The 23,468-nt window shown below is 60.7% G+C and carries 15 protein-coding genes; 3 read left to right on the forward strand and 12 right to left on the reverse strand.

The annotated features are described in order from the left end of the window. Nucleotides 1-266 precede the first annotated feature (266 nt). The 4 genes from ACP3RB_RS04200 to leuS form a co-directional block, all read right to left on the reverse strand. Nucleotides 267-1,490 carry a phosphoglycerate kinase gene (locus tag ACP3RB_RS04200; RefSeq protein WP_426699529.1) on the reverse strand — a complete coding sequence of 408 codons (1,224 nt, stop codon included), beginning with the start codon at nt 1,488-1,490 and terminating at the stop codon, nt 267-269. A 344-nt stretch (nt 1,491-1,834) separates the two neighbouring features. Then, nucleotides 1,835-2,839, reverse strand: a complete 1,005-nt coding sequence (gene gap, locus ACP3RB_RS04205) for a type I glyceraldehyde-3-phosphate dehydrogenase (protein ID WP_315340994.1) — start codon at nt 2,837-2,839, stop codon at nt 1,835-1,837. A gap of 522 nt (nt 2,840-3,361) precedes the next feature. Then, nucleotides 3,362-4,414 carry a DegV family protein gene (locus tag ACP3RB_RS04210; RefSeq protein ID WP_426699530.1) on the reverse strand — a complete coding sequence of 351 codons (1,053 nt, stop codon included), beginning with the start codon at nt 4,412-4,414 and terminating at the stop codon, nt 3,362-3,364. A 209-nt stretch (nt 4,415-4,623) separates the two neighbouring features. Continuing rightward, nucleotides 4,624-7,065 (reverse strand): leucine--tRNA ligase, encoded by a 2,442-nt coding sequence (gene leuS / locus ACP3RB_RS04215; RefSeq protein WP_426699565.1) that lies wholly within the window; start codon nt 7,063-7,065, stop codon nt 4,624-4,626. 288 nt (nt 7,066-7,353) lie between these two features. Here leuS and ACP3RB_RS04220 point away from each other — a divergent pair, with 288 nt between their 5' ends. Further along, nucleotides 7,354-8,409: an alpha/beta fold hydrolase gene (locus ACP3RB_RS04220; protein ID WP_426699531.1), complete on the forward strand. Its 1,056-nt coding sequence runs from the start codon at nt 7,354-7,356 to the stop codon at nt 8,407-8,409. Nucleotides 8,410-8,418: 9 nt separating this feature from the next. Next, nucleotides 8,419-9,546, forward strand: a complete 1,128-nt coding sequence (locus ACP3RB_RS04225; RefSeq protein WP_426699532.1) for a glycosyltransferase family 4 protein — start codon at nt 8,419-8,421, stop codon at nt 9,544-9,546. A 244-nt stretch (nt 9,547-9,790) separates the two neighbouring features. On the opposite strand, the gene ACP3RB_RS04230 is transcribed toward ACP3RB_RS04225, so the two are convergent. From ACP3RB_RS04230 to ACP3RB_RS04265, 8 genes are all read right to left on the reverse strand, one after another. After that, nucleotides 9,791-10,033 (reverse strand): DNA mismatch repair protein, encoded by a 243-nt coding sequence (locus tag ACP3RB_RS04230; RefSeq protein ID WP_303967496.1) that lies wholly within the window; start codon nt 10,031-10,033, stop codon nt 9,791-9,793. 363 nt (nt 10,034-10,396) lie between these two features. Next, nucleotides 10,397-10,648: a hypothetical protein gene (locus ACP3RB_RS04235; RefSeq protein WP_044143859.1), complete on the reverse strand. Its 252-nt coding sequence runs from the start codon at nt 10,646-10,648 to the stop codon at nt 10,397-10,399. A gap of 230 nt (nt 10,649-10,878) precedes the next feature. Then, nucleotides 10,879-13,335: an aconitase gene (locus tag ACP3RB_RS04240; RefSeq protein WP_426699533.1), complete on the reverse strand. Its 2,457-nt coding sequence runs from the start codon at nt 13,333-13,335 to the stop codon at nt 10,879-10,881. A gap of 49 nt (nt 13,336-13,384) precedes the next feature. Beyond that, nucleotides 13,385-13,702: a hypothetical protein gene (locus ACP3RB_RS04245; RefSeq protein ID WP_426699534.1), complete on the reverse strand. Its 318-nt coding sequence runs from the start codon at nt 13,700-13,702 to the stop codon at nt 13,385-13,387. A 113-nt stretch (nt 13,703-13,815) separates the two neighbouring features. Further along, on the reverse strand, nt 13,816-16,212 hold the full coding sequence (locus ACP3RB_RS04250) for a primosomal protein N' (RefSeq protein WP_426699535.1): 2,397 nt from the start codon (nt 16,210-16,212) through the stop codon (nt 13,816-13,818). Between the two features lie 33 nt (nt 16,213-16,245). Then, the gene (gene metK / locus ACP3RB_RS04255; protein WP_070690219.1) at nt 16,246-17,451 is read right to left on the reverse strand and encodes a methionine adenosyltransferase; all 1,206 of its coding nucleotides are present in this window, start codon (nt 17,449-17,451) and stop codon (nt 16,246-16,248) included. Nucleotides 17,452-17,618: 167 nt separating this feature from the next. After that, on the reverse strand, nt 17,619-19,559 hold the full coding sequence (uvrC, locus tag ACP3RB_RS04260) for an excinuclease ABC subunit UvrC (protein WP_426699536.1): 1,941 nt from the start codon (nt 19,557-19,559) through the stop codon (nt 17,619-17,621). A 198-nt stretch (nt 19,560-19,757) separates the two neighbouring features. After that, nucleotides 19,758-20,438 carry a lysophospholipid acyltransferase family protein gene (locus tag ACP3RB_RS04265; RefSeq protein ID WP_426699537.1) on the reverse strand — a complete coding sequence of 227 codons (681 nt, stop codon included), beginning with the start codon at nt 20,436-20,438 and terminating at the stop codon, nt 19,758-19,760. Between the two features lie 611 nt (nt 20,439-21,049). On the opposite strand from ACP3RB_RS04265, the gene ACP3RB_RS04270 reads away from it, so the two are divergent. Next, entirely contained in the window at nt 21,050-23,467 is a 2,418-nt protein-coding gene (locus ACP3RB_RS04270; RefSeq protein ID WP_426699538.1) for a nitric-oxide reductase large subunit, read from the forward strand. Nucleotide 23,468 lies beyond the last annotated feature (1 nt).

Consider the following 23,468-nt stretch of genomic DNA (forward strand, 5'->3'; position numbering starts at 1 on the left):
ACTTCACTTCCCCGCGGCAATCTTGAGATTGCCAGCCGGGGCCCTCTATATTTCCAGTCTATTAGAGCTAGTCCCCTGCGTCCCCGATACAAGCTGTACGTTGCAGAATCCACAGCATATAGCCAGGAAACAGTATGCAAACACCCGCAAGGACAACTAACCGGGCATGAGCGGGCATGCAGAAACCCCCGCCGGAACGGTACCGAAATACCGCCCCGACGGGGGTTCCTTACACTAAAACCGTGTACTAAACCTGTGCATCCAGATTAGGCGCCCAGTGCCTCCAGGCCGGGCAGAGTCTTACCCTCAATGTACTCGAGGGAAGCGCCACCACCGGTGGAGATGTGGCCGAACTGCTCATCCTTGAAGCCCAGGTTACGGACTGCAGAAGCAGAGTCGCCACCACCAATGATGGAGAATGCGTCAGAGTCGACGATAGCCTGTGCCACCGCGCGGGTACCCTCAGCGAAGGGAGCAATCTCGAACACGCCAACGGGGCCATTCCAGAAGATGGTCTTTGCGCCCTTGATCTTCTCAGCGAAAATCTCAGCGGTCTTGGGGCCAATATCCAGGCCCTCAGCCTCTGCGCCCAGCTTGCCGCCGGTCAGATCCTCAATGGGGCGAATCTCGGTGTTAGCGTCAGCGGAGAATGCGTCAGCCCAGACAACATCCACTGCGGTGATGATCTCGGTGCCCTTCTCGGGAGCTTCCTTCAGGTAACGCAGAACGTTCTCGACCTGGTCCTTCTCCAGCAGCGACTGGCCAACCTCGTAGCCCTGTGCGTATGCGAAGGTGTAGCCCATGCCGCCACCAATGAGGATGGTGTCAGCCTTACCGATCAGGTTGTCAATCACGGCGAGCTTATCGGAAACCTTAGCGCCACCCATGACCACAACGAAGGGACGCTCGGGGTCGTTCAGGGTCTTAGCCAGAACGTCAACTTCCTTCTTCACCAGGTCACCCAGGTATGCGGGCAGACGCTTAGCAACGTCGTAGACGGAAGCGTGCTTGCGGTGAACTGCACCGAATGCGTCGTTCACGTATGCGCCGTTCTCGCCGGTCAGTGCGACCAGCTCGTCAGCGAATTCGCCGCGCTCTGCGTCGTCCTTGGAGGTCTCGCGTGCGTCGTAGCGGACGTTCTCAACGACCAGAACTTCGCCATCAGCCAGGGCTGCTGCCTTAGCCTTTGCGTCCTCGCCTACCAGGTCGGTTGCAACCTTCACGGGCACGGATGCCAGCTCAGCCAAGCGTGCAGCTGCCGGTGCGATGGAGTACTGGGGGTCGACCTTGCCCTTGGGGCGGCCCAGGTGTGCGGTCACGATAACACGTGCGCCAGCCTTGGCAAGCTTCTCAATGACGGGCAGGGATGCGCGGACGCGGCCGTCGTCGGTGACAACGCCGTCCTTCAGGGGTACGTTCAGGTCGGAACGGACGAGAACGTAGCGGCCTGCGACGCCTTCTTCGAGCAGTTCGGACAGTGCCTTAGCCATAGGAATTCCTCCTGGATAGGTGGGTTTATATACCGTTTCCATCATACCGAATACTAGGGTGTTTGACAGCCTAAAAAATAGCTTTTATATGGTGTTTCTCCGCAGAATATCGCGGATATTCGCACACTCTATCAGCTATTTTCTTACGGTACTTTTGACCCAAAAAGGGCGACGGAAAATAGTATGTTTATACGTTTTTTGGGGTTTTATTAAGACCCTTTACACAGGGTCTTGGTACAGCAAACCCCGACTCCCCCGCTTAATGCGGTGGTGCCGGGGTTCACTATGCGTTAGTTACGCGGGGTGACGCTTACACTCGGTGAGCGTCGTAAGCCTATTGGGGCTTAGAGGGAAGCCACAACCTTGTTGGTGAACTTCACGAGGCGTGCAACGTAGCCGTACTCGTTGTCGTACCAAGCGATAACCTTCACCTGGTCGCCGATGACCTTGGTCAGCGGTGCGTCGAAGACGGTGGAGATGGGCTCACCCTCGATGTCCTTGGACACGATGGGATCCTCGTTGTACTTGATGATGCCCTTCAGGGGGCCCTCAGCTGCGGCCTTGACTGCTGCGTTGACTTCCTCAACGGTGACCTCGCGCTCAGCGGTGAAGGTCAGGTCGGTGATGGAGCCGGTGATGGTGGGAACGCGGACTGCGAAGCCGTCCAGCTTACCCTTCAGCTCGGGCAGAACCAGACCAACAGCTGCTGCTGCACCGGTGGAGGTGGGGACCATGTTCACAGCTGCTGCGCGTGCACGGCGCAGGTCGCGGTGGGGAGCATCCTGCAGACGCTGGTCAGCGGTGTATGCGTGGATGGTGGTCATCAGACCCTGCTTGATGCCGAATGCATCGTTCAGAACCTTAGCCATCGGAGCGAGGCAGTTGGTGGTGCAGGATGCGTTGGAGACGATGTGGTGGTTAGCCGCATCGTACTGGTCGTCGTTCACGCCCATGACGAAGGTGCCGTCGATGTTCTTACCGGGAGCGGAGAGGATAACCTTCTTAGCGCCAGCCTCGAGGTGTGCCTTTGCCTTGCTGCCTTCGGTGAAGAAACCGGTGGACTCGAGGACTACGTCAACGCCCAGGTCCTTCCAGGGGAGGTTCTGGGGGTCGCGCTCAGCGAGGATCTTGATTTCCTTGCCGTCAACAACCAGTGCGCCTTCCTTGACCTCGACCTCTGCGTTGAAGCGACCCATGATGGAGTCGTACTTGAGCAGGTGTGCCAGGGTCTCAACATCGGTGAGGTCGTTGATTGCGACGATCTCGAAGCCGACGCCCTCGGTCTGAGCCACGCGGAAGAAGGTGCGGCCGATGCGGCCGAAGCCGTTGATTGCTACGCGTACAGTCACTGGAGTATCTCCTTGTCAGTGCGTTGGTGGCGGTGTACAAATCCGATGCCTTGCAGGCTCTGGTTTATCGGATTCGTCCGTGCTCTATGTTGCCCGGTGCGTTCCGCCGTTGTTGGTAATAATCCTACCCTAGTTTGTGTGTGTTTTGGTGTGTTCTATCGAGAAATTTTTGTGAGTTGCGCCATAAAAACCGGTAAAAACCCGTTGTTTTCTGTTGTTTTACGTTGTGTTCACCCTTAGAAAATGTTGCGATACGGTCACGGCAACATAAACACACATGAAACGCACATTTATTAAAAACCGCGCCGTATCAAGGCAAAATCTGAGGGTAAAAAATACCCTTTCACCTGCGAATGGGTTTCAATGACGCCCTTAGCGCCCGCATGCAGTGCAATTTCTCACGCGAAAACAGACGAGCCCAACGTAAGACACACCACAGCCTTAAAACGGGTTAAATGCGCTCCCGGCGTACAGTTTTCGTGTCGCGTGTCGTGATTGTATCTCGTGTCGCAACAGGGGCGGCTAGTACACCACTATCGCAACAGCACCCAAACCCGAATGAGCCGATAGCACCGGCGGTAGCGCACTCACCAAAAACTCCGGCGCCGAAGAAGCGGCAGCATCATGAACGAGGGAGCTCTCCCCCAGCATCTGCTGAACCTGCTCGTACAGTTGCACCGCCTGCGCCGCATTACCCACATGATGCACCGCAACCACCTCACCGCGCGGGGTTGCAGCAAGCAAAGAATTAGCAGGGTCGGCGGCAGTAGAACCCGTTGAAGCAGAGGTGAGAGCCGCCGCATGCTGATGCTCACGGCAGGTCTGCACGGTCACCTCCACCAGGCGCTCCAGGGCGCGCGCCGCAGTGCGGGGACGCTCCACATACGCCAGCTTGCCCTCGGTGATTGTGCCAATCGGCTTGATCTGGAACATCTGCCCCACCATCGCCAACGCCGGGGAAACACGACCGCCGCGGCGCAACGCATCCAGGGTCGGGATATAGAAGTAGAGCGTGGACTGCTCGCAGATGGATTGAATGTAGTCCACCAGCTGCGCGGGGGTCGGATGGTCAGCAGTCGGACACTCAACATTCGAGCCGGCGGATGCAGCGTTTAGCACCTCCAGGGCACGCACCACCGCATGACCGTAGGCGCCCGCGACCGTACGGCTATCCACCACGCTCACGCCCTCGGAACCCAGGCGGCTCAGGCGGGCACCGGTGCGTGCCGCCTCCACCGTGCCCGAGAGCTCACCGGACAGATGCACAGACACCACATGCGTAAAACCTCGCGACGCCAAATCGTCATACACATCAGCAAACACGCCCGGCGCGGGCCCGGAAGTGCTCACCGTCTGACCCATCACGTGCGCGAGCATAATCGCCTCGTCCACCTCAGCGGCGGTCAAACCCTGCAGCTGACGATCCGGCTCACCGGGCGTGCGAATAGTCACCGGCATCGGAACCAGCACAAAATTACCGCGAGCGCTCAGACGCTGCACCAACTGCGGGTCGAGGGCGGCGGCGCTATCGGTCACCACGGCAATGCGGTTCTCTGCGTTGTTTTCTCGCTCCATATCCCGACCCTTCTTCCGGTTCGTCAGTGCATGATTCGATGACGAACCCTCTCCTAGCGTTCCCTGAACATTATGGCACTCATCACTACTGCAGTACAGCAAAGCCCCGCCGCGCCTCCGGTACGTTCCACAGAACGAACCGAAGCCACAGCGGGGCTTGTACTTTATCTAAGAAGCTTAGATTCTAAGAAATTTAGATTCTAAGAAGCTTAGATCACGATGTTCACGAGCTTAGGCGCACGAACAATCACCTTGCGGATCTCGGCGTCACCAATCGAACGCTGAACAGCGGCATCCGCCAGAGCCAGCTCCTGAAGCTCCTGCTCGGAAATATCCTTCGCAACCTCCAGGCGAGCCTTGACCTTGCCCTTAATCTGCACGATAGCGGTGACGGTGTCATCCACCAGCAGAGCCGGATCAACCTCGGGGAAGCCCGCGGTCAGAACCGGGGTGTCGTGGCCGAGAGCGTGCCACATGTCCTCAGCGGTGTAGGGTGCGTACAGAGACAGCAGAATCGCGATAGTCTCAGCAGCCTTACGGACAGCCGGATCAGCCGCACCAGCACCGGAATCAATAGCCTTACGAGTAGCATTCACAAGCTCCATGGTCTTCGCAACAACCACGTTGAACTTGCCGTTATCCAGCAGGCCCTGAACCTCGTGCACGGTGCGAGCAATCAGCTTCTGCAGCTCCAGGTCGCCGGTGGTTGCGTCAACACCGGGTTCGCTGGTGACGTCCTGAGCCACACGCCAAGCGCGCGCCAAGAACTTCTGCGAACCGGACGGGGAAACATCCGCCCAGTCCACGTCATCCTCGGGCGGGGACGCGAAAATCATGGTGGTGCGGATAGCGTCCACACCGAACTTGTCGAGCTGCTCGCCCAGGTTCACGCCGTTACCCAGCGACTTGGACATCGCCTTACCACCGTTGAGCACCTGACCCTGGTTCATGAGCGCCTTGAACGGCTCATCGTGCTTAATCAGGCCCAGGTCACGAACAACCTTGGTGAAGAAGCGTGCGTACAGCAGGTGCAGAATAGCGTGCTCCACACCACCAACGTACATGTCGACGGCACCCCACTCGCTCATAGCCTGCGGGTCGAAGGGGCCCTCATCGAAGTTCGGGGAAACGTAGCGCAGGAAGTACCAGGAGGAGTCCACGAAGGTGTCCATGGTGTCCGAGTCACGGCGAGCCTGCTTGCCACACTCGGGGCAAGGCACAATCGCCCAGTCATCGGCAGCAGCAAGAGGCGACTGGCCCTTAGGAGCCAGCTGCTCACCGCGCAGGTTATCGGGCAGCAGCACCGGCAGCTGATCCTCAGGAACCAGAACCTCGCCACAATCCTCACAGTGAATCACGGGGATGGGGGTACCCCAGAAACGCTGGCGGGACAGCAGCCAGTCACGCAGACGGTAAATAACCTTACCCTCACCGGTGCCAGCAGCCTCAACCAGCTCAACAGCCTTAGCGATCGCCTCAGCCTTCGGCAGGCCGGTCAGCTCACCGGAGTTGATGAGCACGCCGTCACCAGCCGCAGCAATACCGCTGGTAGCCGGGTCCTCAGCACCCTCAACGTCCAGAACCTTCACGATGGGCAGGTCGAACTTCAGGGCGAACTCGAGGTCGCGCTGGTCGTGCGCGGGCACAGCCATAATCGCGCCGGTACCGTAGTCGGCGAGCACGTAGTCAGAAGCCCAGACGGGCAGCTTCGCGCCGGTCAGCGGGTTGATCGCGTAGCGGCCGGTGAACACGCCGGTCTTCTCGCGGTCGGAGGACTGGCGGTCAATATCGCTCAGTGCCTTAATGTCTTCGCGGTACTGCTCCAGGGCAGCCTTGTGCTCGGGCGCCACGATCTGCTCGGCGAACGCCGCATCCGCAGCAACCACGATGAAGGTTGCGCCGTACAGGGTGTCCGGGCGGGTGGTGAACACGGTGAAGGACTCAGCGGGCTGGTCCTCGGTCGCCTCAATCTCGAAGCGCACCTCAGCACCCTCAGAGCGGCCAATCCAGTTGCGCTGCATGAGCAGAACACGGTCGGGCCACTTGCCTTCCAGCTGCTCCATGTCGTCCAGCAGCTGCTGTGCGTAATCAGTGATCTTGAAGTACCACTGGTTCAGCGACTTCTTAGTCACGGTAGTACCGCAACGCTCACACGCACCGTTCACAACCTGCTCGTTCGCGAGCACGGTCTGGTCCTTGGGGCACCAGTTGACCATGGAGTCCTTACGGTACGCCAGGCCCTTCTTGTAGAACTGCTCGAACAGCCACTGAGTCCACTTGTAGTACTCGGGGTCCGAGGTGTGCAGGCGGCGGCTCCAGTCAGCGGCAATAGCGTAACGCTTGAAGGACTCAGCCTGAGTCTCAATGTTCTTGTACGTCCACTCCTTGGGGTGAGTGTCGTTCTTAATGGCTGCGTTCTCAGCGGGCAGGCCGAAGGAGTCCCAGCCAATCGGGTGCAGAACATCGTAGCCGCACTGCTTGAAGTAGCGGGCGTTCATGTCACCAATAGCGAATGCCTCCGCGTGACCCATGTGAAGGTCGCCGGAGGGGTACGGGAACATATCCAGCACATACTTGCGGCCCTTGGGGGCGTCACCGGTGGGCTGGAAAACCTTCGTTTCGTCCCAGTAGGGGCGCCACTTGGCTTCCATAGCGCGGAAGTCGTACGCATTTTCGTTGCGTTCGGTCTCTACCTGAGCAGACACAGCGATTCCTTAAATAAAGACAGGTTGATAAAAACTTAACCCTCCAAGTGTAACGCGAAACCCGCACCGCGCCAGAGTTGAGGCCGCACCGACTACCAAATGGACGGCACCGCCCGCCCGACCACCCGCCCAGCTGACGATGCGGGGCGCAAGTTTCAGAGCCCTTTCAGGCTTCTCCCCTAGAATTAAGAACGGGACTTCGCCGTCCCAGTACCCAACCCGCGAAAGGTACCCATGACCTCCACCGTTACCCCGGACTCCCCCAACACCTCAGTTCTTGAGGGTGTGCCCGGCCCGCTCATTCCCGGCACCCGCCACGACGCCCTCATCGGTGACGGTGCGCAGGCAGTCATGACCCGCTACTGGCAGTACGGCAAAGGCATGAACGACGGCACCTTCCCCGAAGGCTCCTACCCCGTGCTGCTCGTGCACGGATTCCGCGGCGACCACCACGGCCTGGAAATCATCGCGAACTACCTACTGAAGCTCATCCCGAACGTCAGCATCATCAGCCCCGACCTGCCCGGTTTTGGCCGCTCCGCAGACCTGCCCGAAAATACCCAGAGCGCAGACACTCAGGGCGAAGACAATATCAACGCGTACGTGGCGTGGCTGAACAACTTTGTGAAGCACACTAACCCCGCCCGCGAGGATGCACAGCCCCTGCCGCTGCACGTGGTCGGCCACTCCTTCGGCTCCATCGTCACCAGCGCCTTCGCCGCCGCACACCCGAACTCGCTCGCGCTGCTCTCGCTCATCAACCCCATCAGCGAACCCGCCCTCGAAGGTAGCCAGCGCGTCGCCTCCCGCCTCGCCTCCCTCTATTACCGTGCCGGCGCGGCACTACCCGAAAAAATCGGCTACCCGCTACTGCGCTCGCAGCTGATTACCCGCGCCTCCAGCGAAGTCATGATGCGCACCAAAGACAAGGCAATGCGCCGCTTCATCAATGGCCAGCACGCCGCCTACTTCGGCTCCTTCGGCTCCCGCCGCGGAGTGCTCAGCGCCTACGAAGCGTCCATTACGCACACCGCCGCCGAATACGCCGCCGCAATCCGGGTTCCGGTGCAGATGCTCGTCGCCGAAGACGACGACCTGGGCACCCCCGAAACAGCGCGCGCCATGTACGCGACGCTGACCTCCCGCGACCTGCCCGCTACTTCGACCGGTGCCCGCGAGCGCCTGGACATGATCCCCGAAGTCGGGCACCTCATCCACTACGAAACCCCGCACCTGGCCGCGGAACTCATCGCCGATTTCGCCACCGACCACTCAGGGAACGAGAAGTAAGGAACCAACATGAAACTCATGGTTGACGCCCGATACACCCGTATCGGCTTCCACGACGGCATCAGCCGCTACACCGCATCCCTACTGGGCGCGCTCAAAACCCTCATCGACACCGGTGACGAAGCCGCCACCGACCTCGACCTGACCATGATCATTAGCGACGAGCGTCAGCTGGACATGCTGCCGGATTTGCCGCACGTGAAAATCTGCTCGCCCACCGGCCCGCTCGAACCGACCGCCTCGCTGCAGCTGAACAAGTACGCGCCGGACGTGGTGTTCTCCCCCATGCAGACCATCGGCTCCACCGGACGCAAGTTCAAGCTGATCCTCACCCTGCACGATTTGATTTACTACTCGCACCCGACCCCGCCCGGGTTCCTGCCCGCACCGGTACGCGTGGGCTGGCGACTCTTCCACAAGACCTACACCCCGCAGCGCATCCTGCTCAATCACGGCGACGCGGTCGTGACGGTTTCTGAGTCGACCGCCTCGCTGATTCGTGAGCACGAGCTGACCACCAAGCCGCTGTTCGTGGTGCCCAACGCCCCGCAGCCCGGCAGTGTCGTCTCCCGCCAGACCGCACTGGAACGCGCCACCACCCGTGAAGAGCAGCCCGTCAAGCACCTGGTGTACATGGGTTCGTTCATGCCGTACAAGAACGTTGAAACCCTACTGCTGGCGATGCGTTCCCTGCCGGATTACCGCCTGCACCTGCTGTCGAAGATGCCGCCACAGCGTCTGGTGCAGCTCACCGACGAACGCCTCATCGGTGAGAACGTGGAGGTGCACAACGGCGTGAGCGATGAGGAGTACCAGCAGCTGCTCCGCCAGGCGCACGCCCTGGTGACTGCCTCCCGCGAGGAGGGTTACGGCCTGCCCGTGGTTGAGGCGCAGGCTGCCGGTTGCCCCGCGGTGATTAGTGACATCCCGATTTTCCGTGAGATTGCCCCGCACGCCGTGTTCGCGCCGGTTGACGGTGCTCCGGAGGCGCACGCCGCCGACTGGGTGAAGGCTATCCGTTCCCTGGAGGACACCGCCGTTCGCGAGCGCGTGATTATTGACGGCCTGTCGGATGTGCGCCGCTACTCCTGGCGCGACTCGGCGCTCAAGCTGCTGGAGGTCGTGCGCGGGCTCTAAAGCCTGCGTTGGGCAAAGAAATGCCGCCGCACTCCCCCGAAACTCGGGAGGGTGCGGCGGCATTCTCATATTCAATTCGTGCGCGCCGGGTGGCGTATGCGGCGTACAGCAAACGATGTGCAGCGGCGGTTCGCTACACACTTCCTCCGCGCCGACGCAGGGAACCCGCCCTCGCAGAGCTCGGGCACCCTGAGGGCGCATCCGGAAGGTGCAGTCTCACCGCATCACACCGGAGCAGAAATCCTTATACGTAAGCTCCGCGGGCTGCTTCCTTCGCAGCCAGCTCATCCGCGTGACCGTACGCGTAGAAAATCTTCGCGTCATCCAGCTCAGCAAAACGAGCCAGGTAGCGGCACACCGCGCCACGCTGGGCCTTCGTCATCGAGGACAGCAACACAGGATCCGGGTGAGTAATGCCGTTATCGCGGCTCGGTGCCGATTCGCCAAATTCCGGCTCGTAATCATAGGCAATATTGGTGAAACTCATCGGTGAGTACCTTTCCTTGGGGCGTTTCTGAGTGGAGCGCCGCAACAATGCAGGCACTGCCGGAGGTAACACCGCGAAAAGAACCTACGGAGATCACAGGAAGTCTCTTCGCAGTAGTGGTCGTGATACCTCTAAACTACCCAAGAGCCAATCAATGTTCAAGAACCATCGGGGAACGCCCCGATAGTGGACGCGTCCCCGGTTGTCAGGAAGAAATCAGGGGCATCACAGCGGCGTATGCCCCCGAGTTCCCAACCAAGCTAAAACCTGCCTAAAAGCTACCCCGAAAGCCAGCCCGAAAAGCAGAAATGCTGCCGCACTCACCAAGAGTGCAGCAGCATTTCTAAAAGCTAACGATGCGGGCTACGCCATAGTTGCGTAGAGGCCGCGCTCGGCATCCTTACGAGCCAGCTCATAGGCGTGACCGTACGCGTAGAAAATCTTTGCGTCATCCAGCTCAGCGAAGCGCGCCAAGTAGCGGTAAACAGCTCCTCGTTCTGCGCTGGTCATGTCGGAAAGCAACACGGGGTCCGGGTGCATGACGCCGTAATTGTGTACAGAAGCAGACCCACCGCATGCAGGTTCGTATGCGGGGGTGATCATAGTCTGAGTCACCAGTATTCATCTTTCGTTGGTGCGCACGGTTGTGAGGCATGCGCGAAGTTGAGTGATAGATACTGCCAACACCACCTCGACAAGTGCCGAAATAGTATCCGCAGTGCTGAAGTATATTACCGTGGATACGGAGACTACGCTAATTAGGGGCACCTAGAGCTACCATCAGCCACTAGATGCACAAAGGTGCATAAAATGGCGGATGTGTGCCCACACCGAGCGAGGCTAATCTACACCCCGTTCGCCTGTGCCGCGCTGGCCTGGGATGCATAAGTTTGAGATGTGCCCTTCTCCCCTGCGCTCGCCATGACTTCATCCTCATCGTCCTCGTCACCATCAAGGCCCAGAAGAGCCGTCACCATCGGCAGAGGATTGAACTCGCCCAGCTGACCGGTGCGGTCCACCTTGCGCATCATGAACGCACGCTGCAAACGCCGCTGAGTCCACGGCGAGAGCACCAACATCAGCAGCGCCTCCACCACAAAAATGCCGATCAGAACCCACAGCAGCAGATCCGAAGAACCCGCCTGCTCACGCAACTGCTGAGCATCCGCCACCAAACGATCGATGCCCTCCGAATGCAGGCGCGACGTATCAAGCCCCGTCAACGCGGACAGGCTCACCGGCGACGCCACATTCAGTAGCACCGACAGCATCAGCAGAAGCACCGCATACAGCCCGTAATGCATGGTGCGCATCAGCTTCTTCACGCGCGCAAAACCGTGGTTCAGTTCCGTACCAATATCGGTGAAAGCCGCCGCCTTCTGCGCCTGCTCGCCCGCCGGCATCATGTGCGGCACCAGGCGGTGCGAAAGCATCAACGGCACCGGCGAACACGCATCAAAATACTGCATGTGACTATTCACCGACGGGCCCGGCAGGGTCACAAAGCTGACATCCACACCGGCGGGCTGAGTAATATTCGACCTGCCGATACTGTCACCACGAGCGGAAATCTCGCACCGGTCAGCCACATCAAGCTCCTGCAGCATCGGCGCGTAGGCGCGCACATACAGGTGGCAGGCGCTACGCACCGACATCATGAGCGCCAGAATCAGCGCGCCCCAAAACGCCACGGAGGCGGCGGTCAGCTCAGGGACAGCGCCCTCAACACGCAGCTGAGCCAGCAGTAGCATGAACACCGCGTACAGCATGAAAACGCCGTGCACGAAGAGCAGCGGAATCAACCACTTCACGTAGGCTCGCGTGCCGTACGGGTTGACCAGGCGCACATCTTCCGGGGTGTTTACCGAGGTAGTTGCGGAGGTTTTTGCGGAGGCGCTTTCCCGAGCACTCTTGCGGCCGATACGCGCCCGCCCCTTCAAAGTACCCGGCACGCTCGCGACCAGGGGTACCACACTCAACGCCAGCGGCACCAGCATCGCATGATGCAGCAGCAAACGGTACGGGCTTGCCAGCAGGGACGCCTCCACCAGCCACGAGAACGCCGCGATCACGCTCACCCACAGCAGCATGGCGCGGTTACGGTAGCCGCCCGCGGCATCCAAAGACTCCGGGATGTCGTTGCGGTCACTAGCGATAATGCTAATCGGAACCACGCCACTACCCAGGCCGTAGAAGAAACGAATCGGCTTCTTACCCGCCGCCGCACGGCGACGCAGCAGCTCATAGCTCAGGTAGCCACCCTGCGAATGGGCAATAATACCCACCGCATCGCTACGGGAACTCAAATCATCCAGCTGACGATCCAGACGCGCATAAATACGTTCCAAATCGCGTGAATCCGGGCTGGTCGCCGTCTGAATCAGCTGCGTAGGAATAGCCTTCACCAGCGCCCACAGCTCACGGGCACGACGAGCCAAAACCCAGCCCACAATACCCAGACCGAGCACCGCTGCAAGAGCCGTAAACGCACCCTGCGCAGTGCCCAGGGACGCCACAAAAGCATCACGGAAGGTCATCACAGTCATCGCCGCCAGCACCAGCCACAGCGCCACGTTCATGAACCGCGCCATAGAACGCAATAGGTGCCCGGCGCGTTCACGCCAGGTCACGCCGGGGCGCTCATAGTAGAAGCAGAACATCAAAAACAGCGGCAAAACCGACGCCAACCAGGGCAAATGTTCCTTCAACGGGCGGTAATGTCTGGGTCGCCAGAAGCCCTCCTGAAAGAGGAGGCTACGGCGAGTGACCGTGCGCACCGGGCGCGGCTTCGGCTGAGGCAGGCGCGGAAATTCAAGATTGGGCAGCTCAATATTGGGTAGTTCGATGTTCGGGAGCTCTACCTTGGGAAGCTCAATTTTGGGCAGATCAATCTTAGGGAGCTCCACTTTAGACAGGTCAACCTTGGGTAGTTCGACCTTTGGAAGTTCCACCTTGGGCAGCTCCACCTTGGGCAGCTCCACCTTGGGCAGCTCAAAACTAGAGAGAGCAAAACCGGTACCCTCCGGCGCGGGTAGCTCCTCCGCTGGGGCATCCTCAAACACCGGAAGACCCAGCACGCTCACATCAAACGCGGGGCGCAATACAGCCCACTTACGCAGGCGGTACTTACGCGCAGAGTCCAGAGTGCGCTCCAGAAGATTCTGTCCCTCAGCCGCAGAAGACGAGGCGGTTTCTTCCTGAACGGGGTTCTCCTCAACCTCCGGGCTTTCCTCGACCGGGTCGGCGGGGTATTCCGTGCGCTCAATCGTCAACGAATACGTCAGCTCGCTATGGTGGCTCAACGGGTTCACCTCAGCGGCAGACGGGAGGGTATCGCCGTCAGGAATCAGCTCAACACAAACCCGCGCAGAAGCCTCCGCCTCGGGGGGCTCTTCGGAGGGGGGCGCCAGAGGAAAGGGCTACAGAATCCGCACCCGTATTCAGCGCCAACAAAGTCTGCACGCTATGCGCCACCGGCTTGCCAAAATACGCGAGCGTCTCGCCGTGATTCTGGTAGCCGATGCCGTGAATCAGCAGCACCGCCGCATCATGGTGCTTACCCTTACGGTGCAGGGCGCTCTTCGGATGCGCAGAAGCATACTCAGCCAGCCGCCGCTGCTCACCGTCAGGCAACGCGCTACCCTTCAGCAGATGAGGCACCTTAGACATGCCTCTCACCTCCTCGCCTCTGCGCTGACCCCACAGACACAACCCACGCCGTCAGCACCGCGTTCAGGGGCAAAACCGCCCCCTCACCAAAACACTACAGCACGACTAGAAAATTACAGCACGTCCAGACCGTCACAACGAATCTGAACCGGTCGCTCCCCCACGTTCTTCTTCAACGCCGCAATCGTTGCACGCGTAGCACGCAACTCGCGGGTCACCTGCTGGGCAATGCCGTACGAGAAGAACAGCAGGGTACGCCAATCGCCCTGAACCGGCGCCTCCTCAGAATCCTCAACAAGAGACTCCGACCAGGCAAAATACCCCTGATCCAGAGGAACCGGACCCACAATACGCAACTGCTCACGCACGCGCTCCGGTAGCGCAGAAGAGCCCAAGAACTCTTCCATGAAGGCGCGAACATCTGCCTCCGCGCCAGTCACCGCAGCCGTACGAACCGCCGGAGGCAGACCCGTCTGAGCGCGCTCCTCCAGCTCCTGACGAGCAAACCACGCCGGATCCCAACGCACCAGCGCCTGCTCCACCGGCGACGGCGAAGCAGTCGTCACCACCGTACCCTCAAGAGCCGCCGGACGAACCAACGCCGCCGCATTCAACCAGCGACGTAACGCCGCCTCCGGAGCACGCAACGAATCAAAACGAAGCATCTTATCGGCATCCAACAAAAGCGCCGCCGCATAGCCGCCAAAAGCCACCGGCTCAGCACCCGGAGTCGCCACCACCAGCGCAGGCTCAGGACCAACCGACGCCCGCACGTGGTCACCCGCCGAAGAAATCACCGGAACATTCGGGAACGCACGACCCAGCTCCTCAGCAGTACGAGTCGCACCCGCCGCCGAATAACGCCAATGCGTAAAACCACACTCAGAACAACGCCACTGCTGCGCCAGGTGACCGCACCACGAACATGACGGAACCGACGAACCCGAAGCCACCGACAACGGTCCGCTACACTCGCCACAACGCGCCGGCATGCGGCAACGCTCACACGAAAACGACGGAATATAACCGCTACGCGCCACCTGCACCAGCACCGGGCCACGCGCCAACGCCCGACGAGCATGCTCAAACGCCAGGTGAGGAATACGCGCCATCGCCGCCAACGGGTCACGCGCCAACTCAAACTCCGAACCCGTCGAAAAAATACGCGGCGAATAATCACGCACCAGCGCACGCGGCGCACGCACATGAGACGCCCAGCGGGTACGCACCAGACGCGCCGCCTCACTACTCATGCTGAACCCGACAAACAGCGCCGCAGTATTCTCAGCAGAAGCACGCAGAAGCAACACGTCACGGGCATGACAATACGGGGCGCGCCGCTCCACCAGCGAAGAATCGCCGTCATCCCAGCACACCACCAGGCCCAGGTTCGCCACCGGCGCGTAAGCTGCCGCGCGGGTACCAATCACCACCGGAACCCGGCCCAAACGCGCCTTCACAAACCCGTGATAGCGCGTATGCGGAGTCGAATCAGAACTCAAACGCACAAACGAATCAGCGGGCAGACGCTCGGCGAGCGCCGCCTCCAGAAGATCCAGGTTCTTAGCGGTCGGAACCACCGCAATAGCGCCGCGACCACTTGTTGCAGCCGTCGCGAGTGCGGTCGCCACAACATCCGCCCACGTGTGCTCCAGGTGGCCGGGAAGAACCGTCATCACGGCGCGGGTCGCGGCACCGGCGGCAACATCCTCAATGAACTCCGCACCGTTCTCGTAATCGGAGAAGACGGAGGCGGCATCCGGGGCGTCCGGGTTCAGTGCCGGCGGGTCCAGCACAAAGGGTGCGGGCGCGCCGGGGGTGGCAAGCCAAGCGTACGGGTCGGTAGCGCTGGAGACAGCGGCACTGAAGGTGGCGGAGGCGGCAGAAGGCTCAGATTCCGCGCTCTCGGAAGCCGCGCTCTCGGGAGCATCGGAAGTGCTTACCGGGGCAGAATCGCCCAAATACGCCGACTCGTAACCCGGTAGAAGGGGCGCGTACTTCTTATCCAGCGCGGCAATGCGCGGCGGCACCGCCAGGCGCAGCACGTTCGCCACCGTGGAGGCGTAACGGTCGGCAAGCGCCTCCGCGAGCGCAAAAATTTCAGGCGCAACAGCCGGCACACGCGACAGCACCGACTTGAGCGGCAGCAACGAGGTACGCGTCCAATCGGTCGTGGCGGCGCGTTCCTCAATGTAACCGGTCAGCTCGTGGCCGTTGAACAGCACGCGCACGCGGGCGCCGGGCACCGCATCCTCACTCAGCTCGGCGGGCACGCGGTAATCAAACGTGCGGTCCACCTGCGGCAGGGTGCTATCCACGCGCACACGCGCCACAGGGTTCGGCACGCCGCTCGCCTCCAGCTCAGCGGCAACATTCACCGGCTCCGGGGCAGCCGGAATCAGGGCATCACGAAGAGCAGGAAATCCCTGCAACAGGTCAAGCTGTTGCAGGGATTCCTGCTGGGCACCCAACGGTGCCGAAGAGTTCGATTCAGAACTGCTCTGAGTCACCCGAATCAGCGTGCTCCTCTACCCTGACAGATATTAGGAGGAGGACACTGCCGAACGCAGTGCATCCACGCGGTTCAGGCGCTCCCAGGTGAATTCCGGCTCGGTACGACCGAAGTGGCCGTGAGCTGCGGTCTTCTTGTAGATCGGGCGGCGCAGATCCAGTTCGTTAATGATTGCCAGCGGGCGCAGGTCGAAGACCTCACGCACAGCCTTCTCAATCTTGATCGGGTCGACCTTCTCGGTGCCGAAGGTTTCAACGTACAGACCGACCGGCGCTGCCTGGCCGATAGCGTACGCAACCTGAACCTCGGCGCGGTCGGCAAGACCGGCACCCACAATGTTCTTCGCAACCCAACGCATTGCGTACGCTGCGGAACGGTCCACCTTCGACGGATCCTTACCGGAGAACGCGCCACCACCGTGACGAGCCGAACCGCCGTAGGTGTCCACAATAATCTTGCGGCCGGTCAGGCCCGCGTCACCCACGGGGCCACCCTGAACGAAGCGGCCAGCGGGGTTCACAATGAACTTAGCGTTGGAAGAATCCAGATCGACGCTACCCAGAACCGGTGCAATCACGTGCTTCTCAATGTCTGCACGCAGGTCAGCCAGGTCGTAGCTTGCGGTGTGCTGGCTCGAAACAACCACGGTGTCCACGGAGACGGGGACGTTGTTCGAATCGTAGCCGAGGGTCACCTGAGTCTTGCCGTCGGGGCGCAGCTCGGTCAGCAGGCCGTCCTTACGGACCTTGGTCAGACGCTCAGAGAGGCGGTGCGCCAGCCAAATCGGGGCGGGCATCAGCACGTTCGTCTCGTTGGATGCGTAACCGAACATGATGCCCTGGTCGCCCGCACCCTGGCGGTCGTACTCGTCAGCAGCGATGCCCTGACGAACCTCGAGGGACTCGTACACGCCGGCGTTAATGTCCGGGGACTGCTCGCCAATGGACACGGACACGCCGCAGAACTCGCCGTCGAAGCCGCGGGTCGAGGAATCGTAGCCGATACCCAGAATGGTCTCGCGCACGATGGAGGGGATTTCGACGTAGCTGGAGGTGGTCACCTCACCAGCAACATGCACCTGACCGGTGGTTACCATGGTCTCCACAGCAACGTTCGCTGCGGGATCCTGGGCAATGATGCCGTCAAGGATGGCGTCAGAAATCTGGTCACAAATCTTATCGGGGTGGCCTTCAGTCACCGACTCGCTGGTGAATAGGCGCAGATGGTTATTACTCACGGTTTCCACTCTACTGGTTGAGGGCGCGCGAAGATAGCGCGCTCGTAATGATGACGGTTTCCTTCAATTATGACACGTTTGTTAAGCGCTATTACGAGGCGGGGCGCTGCGTTCACACCCCGGGCGGGCTTTCATGCGGCACCACCGGACGCATAGATCAGCACTGCTTAGGTCAGCGCCGCCAGAATCTTCTGAGCCAACGCCGGACCAATACCCGGCACCGCCGTCAGCTCCTCGGCGCTCGCCTGCTTAATCTGAGCCACCGACCCGAAGTGCTTAATCAGCGCGGCACGCTTCACCTCGCCCAGACCGGGCACCTCGTCCAGGGCGGAGGCGACCATCGCCTTACCGCGCTTAGAACGGTGGAAGGTAATCGCGAAACGGTGCGCCTCGTCGCGGATGCGCTGCACCAGGTACAGCGCCTGCGAGGTGCGCGGCAACACGACCGGGTAGTCGTCGTCAGGCAGCCACAGTTCCTCCAGGCGCTTAGCGATGCCGGCAACGTACACATCCGTAATGCCCAGGTCGCTCAGCGCGGCGGATGCGGCAGCCACCTGAGGCGGGCCGCCGTCCACGAGCACCAGGTTCGGCGGGTAGGCGAACTTCGCCGGCTCGGGCGTGGAGGCGTCAATCTCGCCGGAGTGCACGGGCGCGGCTTCGCGTTCCGCCTGCTGCGCCAGGTGCCTCTTGAAGCGGCGGGTAATGACGTCGTACATGCTGGCGGTATCGTCGCGCGCGGCGTCGCCGGTAATACTGTAGGTGCGGTAGGCGTTCTTCGCGGGCATGCCGTCCTCAAAGACCACCATGGATGCGACCACGTTCGTGCCCTGCACATGCGAAATGTCGTAGCACTCGATGCGCAGCAGCGGGTCGGGCAGTTCGAGCGCCTCCTGCAGCTCCACGAGGGAGGCGCTGCGAGTGGTCAAGTCACCGGCACGGCGGCTCTTGTGCAAGGTCAGCGACTGGCGCGCATTCTCGGCAACCGTCTTCATGAGTTCTGCCTTGTCGCCGCGCTGCGGGACGCTAATCTCCACGGGGCCACCGCGCACCTCCGCCAGCCAGGACGCAAGCTGCTCCTTATTCTCAGACTCCACCGGCACCAGCACGGAGCGCGGAATATCGTAGCTATTCAGGCTCTTCTCGGCGTCCTTCTGGGAGGCGAGGCTCGCCGCAATATCGCTGTACACCTGCGCGATCAGCTGCTCAATGAGCTGCGCGTCGGTGCTGTCGTTGACTTTCTCCACGATCCAGCCGCGCTGGCCGCGGATTCTGCCGCCGCGCACAAAGAACACCTGAACGGACGCCTCCAGGTCATCCTCAGCGTAGGCGAACAGGTCGGCATCCACGGTCGCGCCGAGCACCACGGCATTACGCTCAAACGCTTTAGTCAGCGCGGCAATATCGTCGCGAAGAATAGCGGCGCGCTCAAAATCCATATCAGCCGCGGCGGCTTTCATTTCCGCGGTCAACTGGGCGATATGCTTCTCAGCACCACCCGCCATGAACCGGGTCAGCCCGCGCGCCAACTCGCGATGCTCCTCCGCGCTAATCTTGCCCACGCACGGCGCCGCACACTTATCGATATAACCGAGCAAGCACGGTCGGCCACTATTCTTCGCGCGGTTAAACACGCCATTCGTGCAGGTGCGCACCGGGAACACGCGCAGCAGCGCATCTAGGGTTTCACGAATCGCCCACGCCTGCGAATACGGGCCAAAATAGCGCACGCCCTTACGGCGCTCACCGCGAGTCACCATCGCGCGCGGGTACACATCGCTGACCGTAATCGCCAGGTACGGGTACGACTTATCGTCACGGAAGGCAATGTTGAACCGCGGCGAAAACTCCTTAATCCAGGTGTATTCGAGCTGCAGCGATTCCATCTCGCTCGCCACCACGGTCCACTCCACACTCGCCGCCGTATGCACCATCGCATAGGTCTTCGGGCTCAGCGTCTGCGGGGACGCAAAATAGCTGTTGAGGCGGTTACGCAGGTTCTTCGCCTTACCCACGTAGATGACGCGGCCATCGGCATCGCGGAAACGGTAAACGCCCGGGTCGGTGGGGATTTCGCCGGGGGCGGGGCGGTAGCTGGAAGGCTCTGCCATGGGTACTTTCTCCTCGCTCTACTGGGCTTTACGACGGTTCTCGCAGCGGTTCTCTGTGGTGGGGCTCGCGAGACCGCCGGGGTCATCTCGGGCTCGCGCATACGACAAACCGCGCATCCTACACCCATCTCCCCCAAAGTGCGGGGGTCGGTGCGTGAATGCGCGGTTTAAGTCTACGCGGTACAGGCGGCGCGTGCCCTAGCCTGCGTCACGTGCGGCTGAGGGCGAAACGTTGTATTCGTGCTTTCGCGCCTGGCCGGACAGCTGAGCAATCTCACCCATGATCGCGTCGGTGGTAACGCGGCGCTGCTTGCCGGTCATCTTCTCGCCGGTTTTCTCAAAGTAGAGCGGCTTACCCACACGAATCGTGAAGCGGCGCGGGTAAATCATGTTCGAACCAGGCTTCTGCAGGCGGTCGGTACCAATCAGACCGACCGGAACCACGGGCGCGCCGGTCATGTGCGCCAGCCACGCCACACCAATCTTGCCGCGGTACAGGTAGCCGTCGCGGGAGCGGGTGCCCTCGGGGTAAATGCCGAAGACCTTACCCTCCTGCAGTTTCTCCAGGGCAATGTCGAGCGCCTTGAGCGATTCGGAACGGTCGGAGCGGTTCACGGGAATGATGTCCACGGCTTCGAAGAATGCCTTCATCATCTTGCCGCGCGGGCCGGGGGTGTTCACGTACTCAGCCTTGGCGAGGAACGCCACGCGGCGCGGCATCATGGCGGAAATAATGATGGAGTCCAGGAAGGACAGGTGGTTGGAGGCGACAATCACCGGGCCGGTAGCGGGGAAGTTTTCGAGTCCGGTCACGCGGGCGCGGAAGACGGTGCGCAGGATTCCGGTGACTGCTTTCTGGGTGGTTTTGTAGAGAAGCACGTGAACTCTCCTGATGTGCCGATAGATTGCGGGCTGTGGCGGCGGTCCGCCGTGGATGCGGGGTGAGCGACCCCTTCAGATGGTGCGCCGTGCGGGTGCACAGAATCTGTACTGAAAAAAATTTGTACTGTGTTTAGTAGTACCGGGTTTTATTATTCCACACCCGGGTGTAGGAACGTGAGGGGTGCCGCGCTCCCCTTCCACATGCTGGGATGCGCCAGCCTGCATAGCTTCCGCCCCGAAACGCCCCGGAACACCCTGGAATACCCTAGAACGCCCCGGAACACCGAAACCTTCGCCTCCCCCTCCGTTACAGGCGGTGAGGTAGCGCAGGGCGGCAGCGCGAAAGCTAAGGGTTCAACCTCAACGTAATATTTCAGGTTTTCCGCCGTGTGATTGCAGATTTTCCAGAAAAGTAGCCGCGTCACATTGTGACGCTACGTCAGCAAAGTTTCGTAAATGCGTATTTAATATGCAAGAATAAAAGGCAGGGTGGGCTGTCGCACCTCCCTCAAGGACGATTCACCCCGAACATAGTGAGCCGCCCCTCCAGCGGATGTGCGTCGGAGCCACTCCACATACAAATTCCACGCACACTGGAGACATACACTATGGCTACAAAACCCGTCTCGCGTGCGCAGGCAGCAAAGATTGCCCGCCGCTCAGACACGGTCGGTGCCTATGCCGGAAAAGGCTGGGTACAGGCTGTTGCGTTTGTGATGCTCCTGGGCTTCACCATCATGGCAGTCCTTGCAATGCGCACCTACGCACTCTCCATGCCGCTCCCCGACAAAATTGTCGGCAATGACGGCAAAACTATCGCAACCCAAGAACAGATTCTGCACGGTCAGGAACTGTTCCAGGGACGCGGCCTGCAGCAGTACGGATCCGTACTCGGTCACGGTGCCTACCTCGGCCCCGACTACACTGCAGAATACCTGCGCCTGACCACCGATGCCGCCGTCAAGGAGTACCGTGAGCAGGGCAAGCAGGACCCCCGCGAACTCGTCAAGAACGAGTGGCGCAAGGAGAACAAGTACGACGAGCACACCAAGACCATCACCTGGTCCGCTGGTCAGACCAAGGGCTACCAGCTCATGCTCAAGCACTACCGCGAAACCCTGATGAAGGGTGACACCTCGCAGGGCCTGTTCCCCAACGCCATTAAGAACGACGAAGAACTGCACGACATCGTCGCATTCTTCGGCTGGACCGCATGGGCATCGGCGGCAGACCGCCCCGACCAGCCCTACTCCTACACCAACAACTGGCCCTCCGAACCCAACGTGGACAACAAGCCCACCGCGGATCTGATGGTCTGGTCGGCACTCTCCCTGATTGCCCTCATCGGTGGTACCGGTCTGATGTTCGCCATCTACGGCCGCTGGTCCCGCGCTATCGGCTGGCACGCGGAAGAGGCACCCGTCCTCGACTTCCGTCAGCCCGACGAAGTTCGCCTGACCCCCTCGCAGAAGGCAGCCTGCTTGCTCTTCGCAACGATCCTGGTGCTGTTCCTGCTGCAGGCTCTGGTGGGTGCGCTCACCGAGCACTACCGTGAAGAACTCACCGGATTCTTCGGTATCGACATGGGCCAGCTGTTGCCCTACACGGTATCCCGAACCTGGCACCTTCAGCTCTCCCTCTTCTGGACCGCAGGCGCGTTCCTGGCGGGCGGTATCTTCATCGCCCCGCTGATTACCCGCCGCGAACCCAAGAAGCAGGGTCTGCTCACCTACGTTCTCATCGGCGCCGTGGTCTTCGTGGTCCTCGGCTCGCTGCTGAACGAATGGTTCTCTCAGAAGGGCCTCATCCCCAAGGAACTCACCGGCTTCTTCTCGCAGCAGTGGGAGTTCCTGGACCTGCCGCGATTCTTCCAGATCCTGCTCACCGCGGGTATGTTCATCTGGATCGTCATCGTCTGGCGTACCCTCTCCGCTCGTCTGAAGGGCTCGAAGAAGACCTCCCTGCCGTGGCTGTTCCTCTTCTCCGGCCTCGCCATCCCCATGTTCTACGCGGTCGGCCTGCTCGCAGGTCAGCGTACTCACGTGACCGTTGCCGAATTCTGGCGATTCTGGGTGGTTCACCTCTGGGTGGAGGACTTCCTCGAACTGTTCACCACCGTCATGGTGGCGTACATCTTCGTGCTGCTCGGCGTGGTCCGCGAGCGCATCGCGATCTCCATCATCATGATGGACGCCGTGCTCTACTCCGTCGGTGGTGTGATCGGTACTCTGCACCACACCTACTTCGTCGGTACCCCCTCCGAGCAGATGGCATTCGGTGCGTTCTTCTCGGCTGCTGAGGTTATTCCGCTGACCTTCCTGACCGTTGAGGCGTGGGGCTTCATGCAGCTGGGTGCTCGCCAGTACTCCAACCGTACCAAGCCTTTCCCGCATCGTTGGGCTGTCATGTTCCTGATTGCTGTGGGCTTCTGGAACTTCCTCGGCGCTGGTGTGTTCGGCTTCCTGATTAACCTGCCGATCGTGTCCTACTTCGAGATTGGTACCGCGCTGACCGCAAACCACGCACACGCCTCCATGATGGGTGTGTACGGTATGCTCGCGATCGCGTTCGCGGTGTTTGGTCTGCGCTACCTGCTCCCGGAGAACAAGTGGCCTGAGAAGGGTCTGAAGTTCTCCTTCTGGACTCTGAACATTGGTCTGCTGTGGATGTCCTTCATCTCGCTGCTGCCGCTGGGTATTGCTCAGCTGTACAAGTCCGTGGGTGAGGGCTACTACGAGGCTCGTTCCTTCGCGTTCATTCACGACGGTGCTTCCGCCGTGATGGGTTGGATGCGTATGCCCGGTGACGTCATCTTCCTGGTCGGCATCATCCCGCTGATCAAGCTGGCGCTGCTGGGTATCAAGGAGATCTTCTCCAAGAACGCTAAGGAAACCGTCCTGGAGCTGCCCGAACCGCCGCTGTACGAGGTGGTTGAGGACGCTCGCATCGCAGAGTTCGCCGGCGCTAAGGCTGCCGAGGAGCTGCCCGAGCAGACCAGCCCCTACCGTAGCGATCGTCGAGGCTAAC

This window comes from Rothia mucilaginosa (assembly GCF_049990865.1).
Classification (GTDB): Bacteria; Actinomycetota; Actinomycetes; order Actinomycetales; family Micrococcaceae; genus Rothia; species Rothia mucilaginosa_I.